25 protein-coding genes and 1 pseudogene are annotated in these 16,312 nt (G+C 68.6%); 1 reads left to right on the top strand and 25 read right to left on the bottom strand.

The annotated features are described in order from the left end of the window. Positions 1-66 precede the first annotated feature (66 nt). From GL259_RS23440 to GL259_RS23325, 24 genes and pseudogenes are all read right to left on the bottom strand, one after another. Entirely contained in the window at positions 67-720 is a 654-nt protein-coding gene (locus tag GL259_RS23440; protein ID WP_159535305.1) for an adenylate kinase, read from the bottom strand. Next, complete coding sequence (secY, locus tag GL259_RS23435; RefSeq protein ID WP_159535304.1) at positions 720-2,033, bottom strand: preprotein translocase subunit SecY; 1,314 nt, start codon at positions 2,031-2,033, stop codon at positions 720-722. Before secY ends, GL259_RS23440 begins: the two co-directional genes overlap by 1 nt. A 239-nt stretch (positions 2,034-2,272) precedes the next feature. After that, positions 2,273-2,728, bottom strand: coding sequence for a 50S ribosomal protein L15 (gene rplO, locus GL259_RS23430; RefSeq protein WP_159535303.1), 456 nt, complete (start codon positions 2,726-2,728; stop codon positions 2,273-2,275). Positions 2,729-2,730: 2 nt separating this feature from the next. After that, entirely contained in the window at positions 2,731-2,913 is a 183-nt protein-coding gene (rpmD, locus tag GL259_RS23425; RefSeq protein WP_004984515.1) for a 50S ribosomal protein L30, read from the bottom strand. A 2-nt stretch (positions 2,914-2,915) separates the two neighbouring features. Then, a pseudogene (rpsE, locus tag GL259_RS23420) lies at positions 2,916-3,520 on the bottom strand (30S ribosomal protein S5). 43 nt (positions 3,521-3,563) lie between these two features. After that, entirely contained in the window at positions 3,564-3,947 is a 384-nt protein-coding gene (gene rplR, locus GL259_RS23415) for a 50S ribosomal protein L18 (protein ID WP_142193685.1), read from the bottom strand. A gap of 3 nt (positions 3,948-3,950) precedes the next feature. Further along, positions 3,951-4,490 carry a 50S ribosomal protein L6 gene (gene rplF, locus GL259_RS23410; protein ID WP_159535302.1) on the bottom strand — a complete coding sequence of 180 codons (540 nt, stop codon included), beginning with the start codon at positions 4,488-4,490 and terminating at the stop codon, positions 3,951-3,953. Positions 4,491-4,514: 24 nt separating this feature from the next. Then, positions 4,515-4,913 (bottom strand): 30S ribosomal protein S8, encoded by a 399-nt coding sequence (gene rpsH / locus GL259_RS23405; RefSeq protein ID WP_055493175.1) that lies wholly within the window; start codon positions 4,911-4,913, stop codon positions 4,515-4,517. 211 nt (positions 4,914-5,124) lie between these two features. Then, the gene (locus GL259_RS23400; RefSeq protein WP_003948630.1) at positions 5,125-5,310 is read right to left on the bottom strand and encodes a type Z 30S ribosomal protein S14; all 186 of its coding nucleotides are present in this window, start codon (positions 5,308-5,310) and stop codon (positions 5,125-5,127) included. 5 nt (positions 5,311-5,315) lie between these two features. Beyond that, entirely contained in the window at positions 5,316-5,873 is a 558-nt protein-coding gene (rplE, locus tag GL259_RS23395; protein WP_159535301.1) for a 50S ribosomal protein L5, read from the bottom strand. Further along, positions 5,873-6,196: a 50S ribosomal protein L24 gene (gene rplX / locus GL259_RS23390; protein ID WP_004984523.1), complete on the bottom strand. Its 324-nt coding sequence runs from the start codon at positions 6,194-6,196 to the stop codon at positions 5,873-5,875. Before rplX ends, rplE begins: the two co-directional genes overlap by 1 nt. 2 nt (positions 6,197-6,198) lie before the next feature. After that, the gene (rplN, locus tag GL259_RS23385; protein ID WP_003998823.1) at positions 6,199-6,567 is read right to left on the bottom strand and encodes a 50S ribosomal protein L14; all 369 of its coding nucleotides are present in this window, start codon (positions 6,565-6,567) and stop codon (positions 6,199-6,201) included. A gap of 108 nt (positions 6,568-6,675) precedes the next feature. After that, complete coding sequence (gene rpsQ, locus GL259_RS23380; RefSeq protein ID WP_004984524.1) at positions 6,676-6,960, bottom strand: 30S ribosomal protein S17; 285 nt, start codon at positions 6,958-6,960, stop codon at positions 6,676-6,678. Further along, positions 6,957-7,181 (bottom strand): 50S ribosomal protein L29, encoded by a 225-nt coding sequence (gene rpmC / locus GL259_RS23375; protein ID WP_007494763.1) that lies wholly within the window; start codon positions 7,179-7,181, stop codon positions 6,957-6,959. The genes rpsQ and rpmC overlap by 4 nt, the downstream gene beginning before the upstream one ends. Continuing rightward, the gene (rplP, locus tag GL259_RS23370; RefSeq protein ID WP_009190136.1) at positions 7,181-7,600 is read right to left on the bottom strand and encodes a 50S ribosomal protein L16; all 420 of its coding nucleotides are present in this window, start codon (positions 7,598-7,600) and stop codon (positions 7,181-7,183) included. Before rplP ends, rpmC begins: the two co-directional genes overlap by 1 nt. A gap of 5 nt (positions 7,601-7,605) precedes the next feature. Continuing rightward, positions 7,606-8,430 carry a 30S ribosomal protein S3 gene (rpsC, locus tag GL259_RS23365; protein ID WP_004984527.1) on the bottom strand — a complete coding sequence of 275 codons (825 nt, stop codon included), beginning with the start codon at positions 8,428-8,430 and terminating at the stop codon, positions 7,606-7,608. After that, entirely contained in the window at positions 8,430-8,777 is a 348-nt protein-coding gene (gene rplV / locus GL259_RS23360; protein ID WP_028420772.1) for a 50S ribosomal protein L22, read from the bottom strand. The genes rpsC and rplV overlap by 1 nt, the downstream gene beginning before the upstream one ends. A gap of 44 nt (positions 8,778-8,821) precedes the next feature. Continuing rightward, complete coding sequence (rpsS, locus tag GL259_RS23355) at positions 8,822-9,103, bottom strand: 30S ribosomal protein S19 (protein ID WP_086726223.1); 282 nt, start codon at positions 9,101-9,103, stop codon at positions 8,822-8,824. Between the two features lie 12 nt (positions 9,104-9,115). Beyond that, positions 9,116-9,952, bottom strand: coding sequence for a 50S ribosomal protein L2 (gene rplB, locus GL259_RS23350; protein ID WP_010036731.1), 837 nt, complete (start codon positions 9,950-9,952; stop codon positions 9,116-9,118). Between the two features lie 38 nt (positions 9,953-9,990). After that, positions 9,991-10,410: a 50S ribosomal protein L23 gene (gene rplW, locus GL259_RS23345; RefSeq protein WP_159535300.1), complete on the bottom strand. Its 420-nt coding sequence runs from the start codon at positions 10,408-10,410 to the stop codon at positions 9,991-9,993. Further along, a complete protein-coding gene (rplD, locus tag GL259_RS23340; RefSeq protein WP_159535299.1) occupies positions 10,410-11,069 on the bottom strand; it encodes a 50S ribosomal protein L4 in 660 nt (219 codons plus the stop codon). The genes rplW and rplD overlap by 1 nt, the downstream gene beginning before the upstream one ends. A gap of 8 nt (positions 11,070-11,077) precedes the next feature. Beyond that, positions 11,078-11,722 carry a 50S ribosomal protein L3 gene (gene rplC / locus GL259_RS23335; protein ID WP_062706771.1) on the bottom strand — a complete coding sequence of 215 codons (645 nt, stop codon included), beginning with the start codon at positions 11,720-11,722 and terminating at the stop codon, positions 11,078-11,080. Positions 11,723-11,740: 18 nt separating this feature from the next. Continuing rightward, on the bottom strand, positions 11,741-12,049 hold the full coding sequence (gene rpsJ / locus GL259_RS23330) for a 30S ribosomal protein S10 (protein WP_003948644.1): 309 nt from the start codon (positions 12,047-12,049) through the stop codon (positions 11,741-11,743). A 489-nt stretch (positions 12,050-12,538) separates the two neighbouring features. After that, positions 12,539-13,294: a hypothetical protein gene (locus GL259_RS23325; RefSeq protein WP_159535298.1), complete on the bottom strand. Its 756-nt coding sequence runs from the start codon at positions 13,292-13,294 to the stop codon at positions 12,539-12,541. Between the two features lie 182 nt (positions 13,295-13,476). Between GL259_RS23325 and GL259_RS23320 the strand changes: the two genes are divergently transcribed. Further along, positions 13,477-14,235 carry a DUF2071 domain-containing protein gene (locus GL259_RS23320; RefSeq protein WP_159535297.1) on the top strand — a complete coding sequence of 253 codons (759 nt, stop codon included), beginning with the start codon at positions 13,477-13,479 and terminating at the stop codon, positions 14,233-14,235. 19 nt (positions 14,236-14,254) lie between these two features. Here the strand turns inward: GL259_RS23320 and gdhA are convergent, their stop codons facing one another. Beyond that, the gene (gene gdhA, locus GL259_RS23315) at positions 14,255-15,613 is read right to left on the bottom strand and encodes an NADP-specific glutamate dehydrogenase (protein ID WP_166461543.1); all 1,359 of its coding nucleotides are present in this window, start codon (positions 15,611-15,613) and stop codon (positions 14,255-14,257) included. Between the last annotated feature and the right edge of the window lie 699 nt (positions 15,614-16,312).

The raw sequence follows: 16,312 nt of genomic DNA, 5'->3' as shown, positions 1-16,312 counted from the left end.
GGCCTCCGCCCCCGGCACACACGTCGGCCGCGGCCCCCGCAGGGAACCGCGGCCGAGCGGACACCGCTACTTGTCGCGCTTGAGCGCCTCCAGCGCGCGCCCGGTGACCTCGTCGACCGGACCCGTCGCCGCGATCGTCACCACGAGGCCCTGGGCCTTGTAGTAGTCGATGATCGGCTCGGTCTGCGTGTGGTAGACCTCCAGGCGCGTACGGACGGTCTCCTCGGAGTCGTCGTCGCGCTGGTACAGCTCGCCGCCGCAGACGTCGCAGACGCCCTCCTGCTCCGACGGGCTGTACGTCACGTGGAAGACGTGGCTGGAGTCCTTGCGGCAGATGCGCCGGCCGGCGATCCGCTTGACCACCTCGTCCTCGGGGGCTTCCAGGTCGAGGACCGCGTCCAGCTCGATGCCCTCGGTCTCGAGCAGTTCGTCCAGCGCCTCGGCCTGGGAGACGTTGCGCGGGAAGCCGTCCAGCAGGAAGCCGCCTTCGGCGTCGGGCTGCTCCATGCGGTCCTTGGCCATGGCGATGGTGACCTCGTCGGGCACGAGGTTGCCGGCGTCCATGTAGGACTTCGCGAGCTTGCCCAGCTCCGTCTGCTGGCTGATGTTGGCGCGGAACAGGTCACCCGTGGAGATGTGCGGGATGCGCAGCTTCTCGGCAAGGCGGGTGGCCTGCGTGCCCTTACCGGCACCCGGCGGCCCGACGAGGACGATTCGCATCAGCGGAGGAACCCTTCGTAATTGCGCTGCTGGAGCTGGCTCTCGATCTGCTTCACGGTCTCGAGACCGACACCCACGATGATCAGGATGCTGGTCCCGCCGAACGGGAAGTTCTGGTTCGCCCCGAAACCAGCCAACGCCATTGTCGGCACGAGAGAGATCAGGCCCAGATACAGCGAGCCCGGCCAGGTGATCCGGTTGAGTACGTAGCTGAGGTACTCAGCGGTCGGTCGGCCAGCCCGGATGCCCGGGATGAAGCCACCATACTTCTTCATGTTGTCCGCGACTTCCTCGGGGTTGAACGTGATGGCCACGTAGAAGAACGCGAAGAACACGATCAGCAGGAAGTACAGGACGATGTGCGGCGTGGCGCCCGTGTCCGCCAGGTTCGCCGTGATCCAGGTCGCCCAGCCCGCGTCGGAGTTGGAGAACTGGACGATCAGGGCGGGGATGTAGAGCAGCGACGAGGCGAAGATGACGGGGATCACGCCCGCCTGGTTCACCTTGAGCGGGATGTAGGTGGACGTACCGCCGTAGGAACGACGGCCGATCATGCGCTTGGCGTACTGCACCGGGATCCGGCGCTGGGCCTGCTCGACGAACACGACCAGGGCGACCATGACGAACCCGACGAGCATGACGGTGCCGAACTCGATCCAGCCGTCCGCCAGGCTGCCCTGCTCCTTGATGGCCCACAGGGCGGAGGGGAAGGTCGCGGCGATCGAGATGAACATCAGGATCGACATGCCGTTGCCGACGCCGCGGTCGGTGATGAGCTCACCGAGCCACATCACGACGGCCGTGCCGGCGGTCATGGTGATGACCATGGTGACGGTCACGAAGATCGACTGGTCCGGGACGATCTGGCTGGCGACCGGGCAGCCCTGGAAGAGGGCGCCGCTGCGGGCGGTGGCCACCAGACCGGTGCCCTGGAGGATGGCGAGCGCGACCGTCAGGTAACGGGTGTACTGCGTGATCTTCGCCGTACCGGCCTGGCCCTCCTTCTTCAGGGCTTCCAGGCGCGGGATCACGACGGTCAGCAGCTGCAGGATGATGCTCGCCGTGATGTACGGCATGATGCCCAGTGCGAAGATCGTGATCTGGAGCAGTGCGCCGCCGCTGAACATGTTGACGAGACCGAACAGGCCCTGGTTCGCCTCGGCGTTGTCGATACACGCCTGGACGTTCCGGTAGTCGACACCCGGGATCGGGATGTTCGTGCCGATCCGGTACACGACGATGATGCCGAGCGTGAAGAGCAGCTTCTTGCGCAGGTCGGGCGTCTTGAACGCCCGGGCGAACGCGGTGAGCACGGTGCCTCCTGCGACCCCCGCGCCAGTGCGTCAAGGGTGACGGTCTGAGATTCCGATAAAGGACGAATACGTAACGGTCAACTGCCGCCCCGAGTGCCCGCGCGGGACTCCCGGGAGAACTGGGCAGTGCAGGCCACCTTACCGGCGAGCTGCCGCCCTAGGAACGACCAACCGGGGATGCCCCATTTGTGGGGCACCCCCGGTCGGGTTCGCTCAAGTCATCGAGACGCCTGAAGGGTTCAGACGAGCTCGGTGACGGTACCGCCGGCGGCGGTGATCTTCTCCTTGGCGGAGCCGGAGACGGCGTCGACCGTCACCTGCAGCGCCACGGAGATCTCGCCCTGGCCGAGGACCTTGACGAGGCTGTTCTTGCGCACGGCACCCTTGGCGACCAGGTCCTCGACCGTGACCTCGCCGCCCTCGGGGTAGAGGGAGGCGAGCTTGTCCAGGTTGACGACCTGGTACTCGGTCTTGAACGGGTTCTTGAAGCCCTTCAGCTTCGGGAGGCGCATGTGCAGCGGCATCTGGCCGCCCTCGAAGCTCTCCGGAACCTGGTAACGGGCCTTGGTGCCCTTCGTACCACGACCGGCCGTCTTACCCTTCGACGCCTCACCACGACCGACACGGGTCTTGGCGGTCTTGGCGCCCGGGGCGGGACGGAGGTTGTGGATCTTGAGCGGGTTGTTCTCCGCCATGATCAGTCGACCTCCTCGACCGTCACGAGGTGGCGGACGGTGTGCACCATGCCGCGGAACTCGGGGCGGTCCTCCTTGACGACCACGTCGTTGACCTTCTTCAGGCCAAGCGAACGCAGGGTGTCACGGTGGTTCTGCTTGCTGCCGATGTAGGACTTGACCTGCGTGATCTTGAGCTGCGCCATGATCACACACCCGCCCCGGCACGCGCACGCAGCAGGGCCGCGGGGGCGACGTCCTCGAGCGGCAGACCGCGGCGGGCCGCGATCTCCTCGGGACGCTGCAGGCCCTTCAGGGCCTCCACGGTCGCGTGCACGATGTTGATGGCGTTGTCGGAGCCGAGCGACTTCGACAGCACGTCGTGGATACCGGCGCACTCGAGCACGGCGCGCACCGGACCACCGGCGATCACACCGGTACCGGGCGACGCGGGCTTGAGCAGCACGACGCCGGCGGCCTTCTCACCCTGGATCGGGTGCGGGATGGTGCCCTGGATGCGGGGACCTTGAAGAAGTGCTTCTTGGCCTCCTCAACGCCCTTGGCGATGGCGGCCGGCACCTCCTTGGCCTTGCCGTATCCGACACCCACGGTGCCGTCACCGTCGCCCACCACGACCAGCGCGGTGAAGCTGAAGCGACGACCACCCTTCACAACCTTGGCGACACGGTTGATCGCGACGACGCGCTCGACGTACGCGGTCTTCTCGGCGGCAGCAGCGCCGCCGTCACGGCCCTTCCGGTCCCGCCGCTCGCCGCCACCGGCGCCGCCACCGCGGCGCTGGGGTCCAGCCATTGGAATTACCTCTCTCTGTTTCCGCTAGCTACGGAACCGCGGCTCAGAACTTGAGCCCGGCCTCGCGGGCGGCGTCGGCCAGGGCGGCGATGCGCCCGGCGTACTGGTTGCCACCACGGTCGAACACGACGGCCTCGACACCGGCGGCCTTGGCGCGCTCGGCGACCAGGGCGCCGACCTGCTTGGCCTGCGTGGACTTGTCGCCCTCGCCACCGCGGATCGACGCGTCCAGCGTGGACGCCGACGCCACGGTGTGGCCCTTCAGGTCGTCGATCACCTGCGCCACGATGTGGCGGTTGGAACGAGTCACGACCAGGCGAGGACGCTCGGCGGTACCGGCGACCTTCTTGCGGATCCGGATGTGGCGACGCTTGATAGCAGCACGCTTGTAGGCGTCGCCCTTGAGGATCTTCTGCCCGTATGCCATGGCTTACTTACCCGCCTTTCCGACCTTGCGGCGGATGACTTCGCCCTCGTACTTGACGCCCTTGGCCTTGTACGGGTCGGGCTTGCGCAGCTTGCGGATGTTGGCCGCAACCTCGCCGACCTTCTGCTTGTCGATGCCCTCGACCGAGAAACGGGTCGGGGTCTCCACCTTGAAGGTGATGCCCTCGGGCGCCTCGACCAGGATCGGGTGGCTGTAGCCGAGGGAGAACTCCAGGTTCGAACCCTTGGCGACAACGCGGTAACCGACACCGCTGATCTCGAGCTTCTTCACGTAACCCTGGGTCACGCCGGTGATCATGTTCGCCACCAGCGTGCGGGACAGGCCGTGCAGGGCCTTGTTCTGACGCTCGTCGTTGGGGCGGGTGACGTTCAGGACGCCGTCCTCACCCTTGGCGATCTCGATCGGCGCCACGACGGTGTGGGTCAGCGTGCCCTTGGGGCCCTTGACCGAGACCGTACGGCCGTCGATGGTGACGTCCACGCCGGCGGGAACCGCGATGGGGAGCTTGCCGATGCGCGACATAGCTGTTTCCTCCGTTCCCTTCCGCTACCAGACGTAGGCGAGGACTTCCCCACCCACGCCCTTCTTGCCGGCCTGCTTGTCGGTGAGGAGCCCGTGCGACGTGGAGATGATCGCCACGCCGAGGCCGCCCAGCACCTTCGGCAGGTTGGTGGACTTCGCGTACACCCGGAGACCGGGCTTGGAGATCCGCTTGATGCCCGCGATGGAGCGCTCACGGTTCGGGCCGAACTTCAGCTCGAGGACGAGGTTCTTGCCGACCTCGGCGTCCTCGACGCGCCAGCCCGTGATGAAGCCCTCCTGCTGGAGGATCTCCGCGATGTGCGACTTGATCTTCGAGTGCGGCATCGCCACGGAGTCGTGGTACGCCGAGTTCGCGTTCCGCAGACGCGTGAGCATGTCTGCGATCGGATCAGTCATGGTCATGAATTGGCCTTCGGCCTCTCTCGCCGGGGTTTCCTGGTGCGCCATCCCTCTCCCCGATCCGAGACGGGACGGGTGCGGCGCGGTGGACCTACGGCGTAGTAAGTCGTACGGGCACGGCAGGTGCCCAACCCCGCAAGCCTAAGCCATACGGAGCGGGCCTCCCGCCGTCCCATTGCTTACCGAGAGCCCTGGGATTCCGGAATTACCCGGTTTACCAGGAGCTCTTGGTCACGCCCGGCAGCTCGCCGCGGTGAGCCATCTCACGAAGGCAGACGCGGCACAGGCCGAACTTGCGGTACACGGAGTGCGGACGGCCGCAGCGCTGGCAGCGGGTGTAGCCACGCACACCGAACTTGGGCTTGCGAGCAGCCTTCGCGATGAGAGCCTTCTTCGCCATCTCGCTCACGCCTCCTTGAACGGGAAGCCGAGGTGACGGAGAAGGGCGCGGCCCTCTTCGTCGTTGGTCGCCGTGGTGACCACGGTGATGTCCATACCCCGGACACGGTCGATCTTGTCCTGGTCGATCTCGTGGAACATGACCTGCTCCGTGAGACCGAAGGTGTAGTTGCCACGGCCGTCGAACTGCTTGGGGGACAGGCCGCGGAAGTCGCGGATGCGCGGCAGCGCGAGCGACAGGGTGCGGTCCAGGAACTCCCACATGCGGTCGCCACGGAGCGTGACGTGGGCACCGATCGGCTGACCCTCACGCAGCTTGAACTGCGCGATGGACTTGCGGGCCTTGGTGACGGCCGGCTTCTGACCGGTGATCGTGGTGAGGTCGCGGATGGCGCCCTCGATCAGCTTGGAGTCGCGGGCGGCGTCGCCCACACCCATGTTGACCACGATCTTGACGAGGCCGGGAACCTGCATGACGTTCTCGTAGGAGAACTCCTCACGCAGCTTGCCCGCGATCTCCTCGCGGTACTTCGTCTTCAGACGCGGAGCAGTGGTGGTAGCCATCAGATGTCCTCACCCGTCCGCTTGGCAACGCGGATCTTGTTGCCTTCGTCGTCGAAGCGGTAACCGACGCGCGTGACGACCTTCTTGCCGTCCTTCTCCACGACCAGCTGGACGTTGGAGACGTGGATCGGGGCCTCGGTGGTCACGATGCCGCCGGCCTGCGAACCGCGAGCGGTGGGACCGGCCTTGGTGTGCTTCTTGACCCGGTTGACACCCTCGACCAGGACGCGCTCCTCGCGCGGGTAAGCGGCAATGACCTTGCCCTGCTTGCCCTTGTCCTTGCCGGTGATGACCTGGACCAGGTCGCCCTTCTTGATCTTCATGCTCACAGCACCTCCGGCGCGAGGGAGATGATCTTCATGAACTTCTTCTCGCGCAGCTCACGGCCCACCGGGCCGAAGATACGGGTGCCGCGAGGGTCGCCGTCGTTCTTCAGAATGACGGCGGCGTTCTCGTCGAAGCGGATGTACGAGCCGTCCGGACGGCGGCGCTCCTTGACGGTGCGAACGATGACCGCCTTGACGACGTCACCCTTCTTCACGTTGCCACCGGGGATCGCGTCCTTGACGGTGGCGACGATGACGTCACCGATGCCCGCGTAGCGGCGACCGGAGCCACCGAGCACACGGATGCAAAGGATCTCCTTCGCACCAGTGTTGTCGGCGACACGCAGTCGCGACTCCTGCTGGATCACGTCTATCTCCTGTTTGTCTGCCGGTTCCCCGGGGGCCGCTCACCCGCATGAGCGAGCGGCCCCCGGAGCCTGGCGGAACTGTCCTGCGAGGGGTGCCCCGCAGGAGAATTACTTGGCCTTCTCGAGGATCTCGACGACGCGCCAGCGCTTCGTCGCGGACAGCGGCCGGGTCTCCATCAGGAGGACGCGGTCGCCGACGCCCGCGGCGTTCTGCTCGTCGTGGGCCTTGAGCTTGTTCGTACGGCGGATGACCTTGCCGTACAGAGCGTGCTTGACGCGGTCCTCGACGGCGACGACGACGGTCTTGTCCATCTTGTCGCTGACGACCAGGCCCTCACGGGTCTTGCGGAAGCCGCGCGCTTCGGTGTTCTCGGTCACGTTGTTCTCGCTCATGCGTTCTCCACCGTTTCGATGCCCAGCTCGCGCTCGCGCATCAGGGTGTAGATCCGCGCGATGTCCTTGCGGACGGCCTTCAGCCGACCGTGGTTCTCGAGCTGACCGGTCGCCGCCTGGAAGCGGAGGTTGAACAGCTCTTCCTTGGCCTCGCGGAGCTTCGCCAGAAGCTCCTCGTTGCCCAGCTCGCGCAGCTCGGACGCCTTGGTACCGGCCGACATCACGCTTCACCTGCCTCGCGCTTGACGATCCGGCACTTCATCGGCAGCTTGTGGGCCGCACGGGTCAGCGCCTCACGGGCGATCTTCTCGTTGGGGTACGACAGCTCGAACATCACGCGTCCGGGCTTGACGTTGGCGATCCACCACTCCGGAGAACCCTTACCGGAACCCATGCGGGTCTCGGCCGGCTTCTTGGTGAGGGGACGGTCCGGGTAGATGTTGATCCAGACCTTGCCGCCACGCTTGATGTGGCGGGTCATGGCGATACGAGCCGCCTCGATCTGGCGGTTCGTCACGTACGCCGGGGTCAGCGCCTGGATGCCGTACTCGCCGAACGCAACCTGCGTGCCACCCTTGGACATGCCGTTGCGCTTGGGGTGGTGCTGCTTGCGGTGCTTGACCCTACGGGGGATCAGCATGGTGGTCAGGCCTCCGTTCCGGTGCTCTCAGCCGGAGCGGCGGCGGGCGCGTCGGCCTTGGGGGCCTCGGCAGCCGGAGCCTGCTGCTGCGGCTTGCGACCGCGCCGCTCGCCACCGCGGCCACCACGGGCCGGGCGGTCGGCGCCACCACGGGCCGGGCGGTTGCCCGCACGGGCGGCGGCGTTCTCGGCGCGGACCTCGGCGATGTTCTTGACGTCGCCCTTGTAGATCCAGACCTTCACGCCGATGCGGCCGAAGGTCGTCTTGGCCTCGAAGAAGCCGTAGTCCACGTTCGCGCGGAGCGTGTGCAGGGGCACGCGGCCCTCGCGGTAGAACTCCGAGCGGGACATCTCGGCGCCGCCGAGGCGGCCACCGCACTGGATCTTGATGCCCTTGGCGCCCGCCTTCATCGCCGACTGCATGCTCTTGCGCATGGCACGGCGGAAGGAGACGCGGGAGGAGAGCTGCTCGGCGACGGCCTGGGCCACGAGCTGAGCGTCCGTCTCGGGGTTCTTGACCTCGAGGATGTTCAGCTGGACCTGCTTGCCGGTGAGCTTCTCGAGGTCGCCGCGGATGCGGTCGGCCTCGGCGCCGCGGCGGCCGATGACGATGCCCGGACGGGCCGTGTGGATGTCCACGCGGACGCGGTCACGGGTGCGCTCGATCTCGACCTTGGAGATGCCGGCGCGCTCCATGCCGGACGTCATCATCCGACGGATGGCGACGTCTTCCTTGACGTAGTCCTTGTACAGCTTGTCGGCGTACCAACGCGACTTGAAGTCGGTCGTGACACCGAGCCGGAACCCGTGCGGGTTTACCTTCTGGCCCATTACCGGGTTCCTTCCTTGCTGCTGACGACCACGGTGATGTGGCTGGTCCGCTTGCGGATCCGGTAGGCACGGCCCTGGGCGCGCGGCCGGAACCGCTTCAGGGTCGGGCCCTCGTCGACGTAGGCCTCGGAGATGTAGAGGCTGTCGACATCGGTGTGGTCGTAGTTGTGCGCGGCGTTGGCGATGGCGCTGTCCAGCACCTTGCCGACCGGCACGCTCGCGGCCTGCGGGGCGAAACGCAGGACCGCCTGAGCCTCCGTGGCGTCCATGCCACGGATGAGGTCCACCACACGGCGGGCCTTCATGGGCGTGACGCGGATGTACCGCGCCTGGGCCCTGGCTTCCATGGTTGTCCCTTCGATGTTTGTCATGGTCATTCGCACCCCGCTGACTAGCGGCGCTTCGACTTCCGGTCTTCCTTGACGTGGCCCCGGAAGGTGCGGGTCGGCGAGAACTCGCCGAGCTTGTGGCCGACCATCGACTCGGTGACAAACACCGGGATGTGGGTCTTGCCGTTGTGCACCGCGATCGTGTGGCCCAGCATCGCCGGGACGATCATCGAGCGGCGGGACCAGGTCTTGATGACGTTCTTGGTACCGGCTTCGTTCTGGACGTCCACCTTCTTCATCAGGTGGTCGTCGACGAAGGGTCCCTTCTTCAAGCTACGAGGCATCTCAACCCGTCCTTAGCGCTTCTTGTTCGTCTTGCGGCGGCGGACGATGTACTTGTTCGACGCCTTCTTGGGCGAACGAGTACGGCCTTCCTTCTTGCCCCAGGGGGACACGGGGTGACGGCCACCGGAGGTCCGGCCCTCACCACCACCGTGCGGGTGGTCGACCGGGTTCATCACGACACCGCGGACGGTCGGGCGGACGCCCAGCCACCGCTTACGGCCGGCCTTGCCCCAGTTGATGTTGCTCTGCTCGGCGTTGCCGACCTCGCCGACGGTGGCGCGGCAGCGGACGTCGACCAGGCGGATCTCACCGGACGGCATGCGCAGGTGGGCCATGGAGCCCTCCTTCGCGAGCAGCTGCACCGAGGCGCCGGCGGAGCGGGCGAACTTGGCGCCGCCGCCGGGACGCAGCTCGATGGCGTGCAGCGTCGTACCGACCGGGATGTTGCGCAGGGCGAGGTTGTTGCCCGGCTTGATGTCGGCCCCGGGGCCGTTCTCCACGCGGTCGCCCTGGCTCAGGCCACGCGGCGCGAGGATGTAGCGCTTCTCGCCGTCCGCGTAGTGCAGGAGCGCGATGCGCGCGGTGCGGTTGGGGTCGTACTCGATGTGCGCGACCTTCGCCGGCACGCCGTCCTTGTCGTGACGACGGAAGTCGATCACGCGGTAGGCGCGCTTGTGGCCACCGCCCTGGTGGCGGACGGTCACACGACCGGAATTGTTACGGCCGCCCTTGCTGTGCAGGGGACGGACCAGCGACTTCTCCGGCGTGGACCGCGTGACCTCGACGAAGTCGGCGACGCTGGAGCCACGACGGCCCGGAGTCGTCGGCTTGTACTTGCGGATACCCATTTCTCAGTCCTCGTCCGATATCGAACGATCCTGACCGCTTACGCGGTCGGACCGCCGAAGATGTCGATACGGTCGCCCTCGGCGAGGGTCACGATCGCGCGCTTGGTGGCGGCACGCTGGCCGAAGCCGGTGCGGGTCCGCTTGCGCTTGCCGATGCGGTTGATCGTGTTGACCCCGGTGACCTTGACCGAGAAGACCGCCTGGACGGCCTCCTTGATCTGGGTCTTGTTGGAGCCCGGCGCGACGATGAACGTGTACTTGTTCTCGTCGATCAGCGCGTAGCTCTTCTCGGACACGACCGGCTTGATCAGGACGTCACGGGGGTCCGTGAACGCCTTGCTCGCCGGGGTGACGACGGTGTTCTTGCCCTCGGTGGCGTGGCGGCGGGCCTTCTTGAGGCGCGCCTCCTTCGCCTTCTTGGCCGCCTTGGAGGCGATGGAGGGGTGACGGGCAGCCATCAGGCCTCGCTCCCTTCGTTGTCGTTGGCCTTGTTCGGGCCGGCGACGAAGGACTCGAAAGCGGCCTTGGTGAAGACCACGTCGTCCGAGACGAGAACGTCGTACGTGTTCAGCTGGCCCGGCTCCAGGATGTGGACCTGGGGCAGGTTGCGGGCGGACAGCCACGCGGCCTCGTCGGCGCGGTCGACGACCAGGAGCAGGTTCTTGCGCTCCGAGATCTTGCCGAACAGCGTCTTGGCGGCCTTCGTGGAAGGCGTCTCACCCTCGATCACGCCGGTGACGACGTGGATGCGGTTGTGGCGCGCCCGGTCGGTGAGGGCGTGACGCAGAGCGGCAGCCTTCATCTTCTTGGGGGTGCGCTGCGAGTAGTCGCGCGGCACGGGACCGTGCACGACGCCACCACCGGCGAACTGCGGCGCGCGGGTCGAACCCTGACGGGCGCGACCGGTGCCCTTCTGGCGGTACGGCTTCTTGCCGCCACCACGGACTTCGCCGCGGGTCTTGGTCTTGTGGGTGCCCTGGCGGGCAGCGGCCAGCTGCGCGACGACGACCTGGTGGATCAGCGGAACGCTGACCTTCTCAACGCCGAAGATCTCCGCGGGGAGCTCGACGGTACCGGCCTTGTCGCCCGCCGGCGAAAGGATGTCAACAGTGCTCATCGGTTACCTCAGGCCCCCTTGGCCGCGGTGCGGACCAGGACGAGGCCGCCGTTCGGACCGGGAACCGCGCCCTTGATGAGCAGCAGACCCTTCTCCGCGTCAACGGCGTGGACGGTCAGGTTCTGGGTGGTGACCCGCTCGTTGCCCATGCGACCCGCCATGCGCAGGCCCTTGAACACACGGCCCGGGGTGGCGCAGCCACCGATGGAGCCGGGAGAGCGGTGCTTGCGCTGGGTGCCGTGACCGGCGCCGAGGCCCTTGAAGTTGTGACGCTTCATGACACCGGCGAAGCCCTTGCCCTTGCTCTTGCCGGTGACGTCGACCTTCACGCCGGCCTCGAACACCTCGGCGGTGACTTCCTGGCCCAGCGTGTACTCGGAGGCGTCCGCGGTGCGGATCTCGACGAGGTGACGACGGGGGGTGACGTCGGCCTTGGCGAAGTGACCCTTGAGGGGCTTGTTCACCTTGCGCGGGTCGATCTCGCCGAAGGCGATCTGGACGGACTCGTAGCCGTCGACGTCGTTCGTGCGGACCTGGGTGACGACGTTCGGCCCGGCCTTGACGACGGTCACCGGGACGACACGGTTGTTCTCGTCCCACACCTGCGTCATACCGAGCTTCTCGCCCAGGATGCCCTTGATCTGCTTAGCCATCTCTTCAGATCACCGGCCTCAGAGCTTGATCTCGATGTCGACACCGGCCGGGAGGTCGAGTCGCATCAGAGAGTCAACGGTCTTGGGGGTCGGGTCGAGGATGTCGATCAGGCGCTTGTGCGTGCGCATCTCGAAGTGCTCGCGCGAGTCCTTGTACTTGTGCGGCGACTTGATGACGCAGTACACGTTCTTCTCAGTGGGCAGCGGCACCGGGCCCGCGACCGACGCACCAGTGCGGGTCACCGTCTCGACGATCTTCTTCGCCGAGGAGTCGATGACCTCGTGGTCGTAGGCCTTGAGCCGGATGCGGATCTTCTGTCCCGCCATGGCTACTTCGTAGTCCTGTCTCTCTTTACGCTCTGGAACCCGGTGCCCCAGGTCTCGTCCTCCGACCCACGCGGTCGGGCGTGTCGCGCTCCCGCTGACATGGATGTCCCTTGTTCGAACATCCCCGCGGGATTGACACGGCCCTACCAGAACCGTGGACCGGGGGCGAAAGGCCCACCGGGTGCCTGGCCGGCGCCGCGCCCACGCTTCCCGGAAGATTCCCGTACGTCCGCCCCTGATCAGGGACGACGAGTACTGTGGGACTCGCTTCCGGTCCTCCCGGCGGGAGGCGCGCAGCATCAACACTCGACCGAGCAACTCCGACAGTCTGCCACAGAGGGCAGCGGGCTGGCCAATCGGGCGGAAGAGATTACCCCGGGAGTGGCGCAGATCAAACGCAGCTCCGCACCGACGGACGGCGTGTCCCCGCGTCCCGGGTTCTCCGGGACCCCGCAGAACCCCTCCCCGAACTCATCGGCCGGCGTGCCCTCACCGACTCGGGCGTCCGTTCCGGCACCGTCCCACCGCACGGTTTCCGTGTTCTCCGCGCTCTCCGCGCTCTCCGCGCTCTCCGCGCTCTCCGCGCTCTCCGCGTTCTCCGCGTGCCACGGGACCGGCCGGTCGTCTGCACGGCGAGCACCTCGCCGGCGCGTGGTCGTACGCCCGGAAACCGGCCCTGCCGCCGTCCGGCGCGTCCGACGCGGGCCGCAGCACGCCCACGAGGCGGGCGACGCGCCACATCCTGACGGCGTCCGCCGGGACGACGCGGCCGCCGGGGTCCACGAGGCCGCAGGCGGTCCCCGGCACCGCCGCCGCCTCGCGCGCACCCTGACGGGCGTCCGTCCGGGCCGCGACGGCCGCCGTGATCCATGCGTGCAGGAGGCGCGTCACCCGCAGATCCGCGCCCGCGCGGCACATCCGCCGGACGACGGCCGGCGCCCCGGGCTCCCGCAGTCGCCCGGGAACTCCGGTCACGCCACCGGACCGCAGGAGCAGCGACGCCGCGGACACCTCGTGCGGGCGGAGCCACCCCGGTTCCCCGACGCTCCCCATGGCCGCGCGGCCGAACCCGCCGACCGGCCGGACGCCGTGCAGCAGCAGGCGCAGGCCGGCCCGCCGCCGGTCCAGGAAGTCGCCCACCGACACGTCGGCGAGGCGCCAGGTGCCGGTGGCGTTCACGGCTCCGGTCTCCACCACTCCGCCGAGCGGACCGAAGACGTCACGCGCGAGCGATTCCTCCGTCACGCAACGGCCGTCACCCGTCGCCCACGGCCCCGCAGCGACGGCCGCGCACGCCTGCGCCGTCCCGGCGAGACCGAGGTGACCGGCGTCTTCTCCCGGAGCGCTCGTGGACCGATGACCCTACGACGGCCGGACCGCGCGAATCCCTCGGCACCGCGCTCCGCGCCCTCCGCGATACTGGCGTGGTGCCGCCGACACCGCAGCCCGTCACGCCCGATCCGCCGGAGGCGATCGCGCGCCCGCTGCTCACCCAGTCCTGGCTGGACCTGACGTTCGTGCACTGGGCGGTGGACCCGGCCGACGTGGCGGGGCTGCTGCCGCCGGGCACCGTGCCCGACACCCTGGACGGGGCCACGTACGTGGGTCTCGTCGCGTTCCGGATGCACCGGGTGGGGTGGCTGCGGCTGCCGGGTGTCCCGTACCTCGGGAACTTCCCGGAGACCAACGTCCGCCTCTACTCCGTGGACGCCCACGGGCGGCGCGGGGTCGTCTTCCTCTCCCTGGACGCCTCCCGGCTGATCCCGGTGGCGGTCGGCCGCCTGGGGTTCCGGATGCCGTACCTCTGGTCCCGGATGGGCGTCGAGCACCTCGACGGCGACACGGTGACGTACACCTGCTCCCGGCGCTGGCCCGGACCGCGCGGCGCCGGCGGCCGTATCACCGTGCGCAGGGGCGAGCCGATCGGGGAGCCGACCGGGCTGGAGCACTTCCTCACCGCCCGCTGGGGCATGCACGGCGCCTTCTTCGGGCGGTCGGTGTACCTGCCCAACGCCCATCCGCGCTGGCCCCTGCACCGGGCCGAGCTGGTGGAGTGCGAGGAGGACCTGGTCACGGCGGCCGGTCTGCCGAGGCCGGCCGGGGAGCCGGTGAGCGTGCTGTACTCACCGGGCGTCCCCGCCCGCTTCGGACGCCCGGCCCGCCCGGCCGGCATCCCCACGCCGTGACGAGGCGGCGCGGCCGTCGTCAGATGACGCCCTGCGCCAGCATCGCGTCCGCGACCCGCTCGAAACCGGCGATGTTCGCCCCGGTCACGTAGTCGCCGGGGGCGCCGTAGCGCTCGGCGGTCTCGGCGCAGGTGGTGTGGATGTCGGTCATGATCCGGGCCAGCTCGTTCTCGACCTGGTCGGCCTTCCACGACGTGCGTGAGGCGTTCTGCGTCATCTCCAGCGCGCTGACCGCGACGCCGCCCGCGTTGGCCGCCTTGCCGGGGCCGAAGGCGACACCGGCCTCCTGCAGGAGCTGCACGGCCTCCGGCGTCGTGGGCATGTTCGCGCCCTCGGAGACCGCCTTCACGCCGTTGCGGATGAGGATGGCGGCGTCGGCGGCGTTCAGCTCGTTCTGGGTCGCGGACGGCAGGGCGACGTCGGCCGGGACCTCCCAGACCCGCCCGCCCGGCACGAACCGGGCGGAGACGCCCCGGCGCTGCGCGTAGTCGCTCACCCGGCCGCGCTCGACCTCCTTGACCTGGCGCAGCAGCTCCACGTCGATGCCCTTCTCGTCGACGACGTAGCCGCTGGAGTCGGAGCAGGTCACCGGGTTGGCGCCGAGGGCCGCCAGCTTCTGGACGGTGTAGATGGCGACGTTGCCGGAGCCGGAGACGACCGCCGTCTGCCCCTCCAGGTCCTCGCCGCGGGCGCGCAGCATCGCCTCCGCGAACAGCACGTTGCCGTACCCGGTCGCCTCCGGACGGATCAGCGAGCCGCCCCAGCCGGCGCTCTTGCCGGTCAGCACGCCGCCCTCCCAGCGGTTGGTGATCCGCCGGTACTGGCCGAACAGGTAGCCGATCTCGCGGGCGCCGACGCCGATGTCACCGGCCGGGATGTCGGTGTACTCGCCGATGTGCCGGTACAGCTCGGTCATGAAGGACTGGCAGAAGCGCATGACCTCGGCGTCGCTGCGGCCCTGCGGGTCGAAGTCGCTGCCGCCCTTGCCGCCGCCGATGCCGAGCCCGGTCAGCGCGTTCTTGAAGATCTGCTCGAAACCGAGGAACTTGATGATCCCGAGGTTCACGGAGGGGTGGAAGCGCAGGCCGCCCTTGTACGGGCCGAGGGCGCTGTTGAACTCGATCCGGAAGCCGCGGTTGACGTGGACCCGGCCGGCGTCGTCCTGCCACGGCACCCGGAAGATGATCTGCCGCTCCGGCTCGACGAGCCGCTCCACGAGCCCGGGCTCGGCGTACTCGGGCCGGGCCGCGAGCACCGGTGCGAGCGTCTCCAGCACCTCGCGCGCGGCCTGGTGGAACTCGGGTTCCGCCGGGTTGCGGCGCTCGACCTCGGTGCGCAGCCGGTCGAGGACGGTCTTGGGGTCGGGTCGTGAGGTCACGCGGGGGTCCCTTTCTGGCGCGGCGGACACCGGCACGAGCCGGTGAGAAGACGGTACGAGCCGGTGGTGGGCGCTCGGCGCCATTGCCGCGCGCAGGACAGCGGTCGCGAGGAGTGGTTGCCCGAGGCGGCCGACGCTTCAGTGTTACCTCTGTGTAAACCGGAACGGCAAGGAGGCGACTCGACCGTCCGCTATTCGAGACCTGACGCACGGAGAACGGGACGGGGACCGGGTCCGGACGCCCCCGCCGCCCTCCTTGCCCCTCGGGCTTCCGAGGCGACGTGGTCACCGCGCGGGGCGCTCGCCGGTCACCTCGGCACCCCGATCCGCCGGGGCCGACGGCCCACCCGAAGCCGTGAGCACTTCCCCGGGAAGCGCTCACGGGGCTCACATCTGACGCCCCCACCCGGAGCCCGCCGGGACTTCTTGCAGCCGGGGGGCTCGTCGTACCTCCCCCGGGTGACCTTGCAGTCGTATACGTTCTCGCGCCGGCCGCCGGAGCGGACGCCCCGCGAGGCGGGCCCGGTGTCGTCCGCGGTGACGGCGTTGACGAGTACCGGCACGCAGGCCGCGACAGCGGTCGCGGCGAGGACGGCCGGACGAGCGGGCGGAGCGCGCCCTGCTCACCGGGCGGCCCGGGCGAGGCCGCGCCCCGCGCGACCGGAACCCCACCCCGCGAGCTCCGGCACCGTCAGCGCC

Origin of the sequence: Streptomyces sp. Tu 3180, from assembly GCF_009852415.1 — a bacterium.
Lineage (GTDB): Bacteria > Actinomycetota > Actinomycetes > Streptomycetales > Streptomycetaceae > Streptomyces.
Note: the sequence above shows the minus strand (reverse complement) of the source record. Positions and strands in the feature narration are given on the sequence as shown.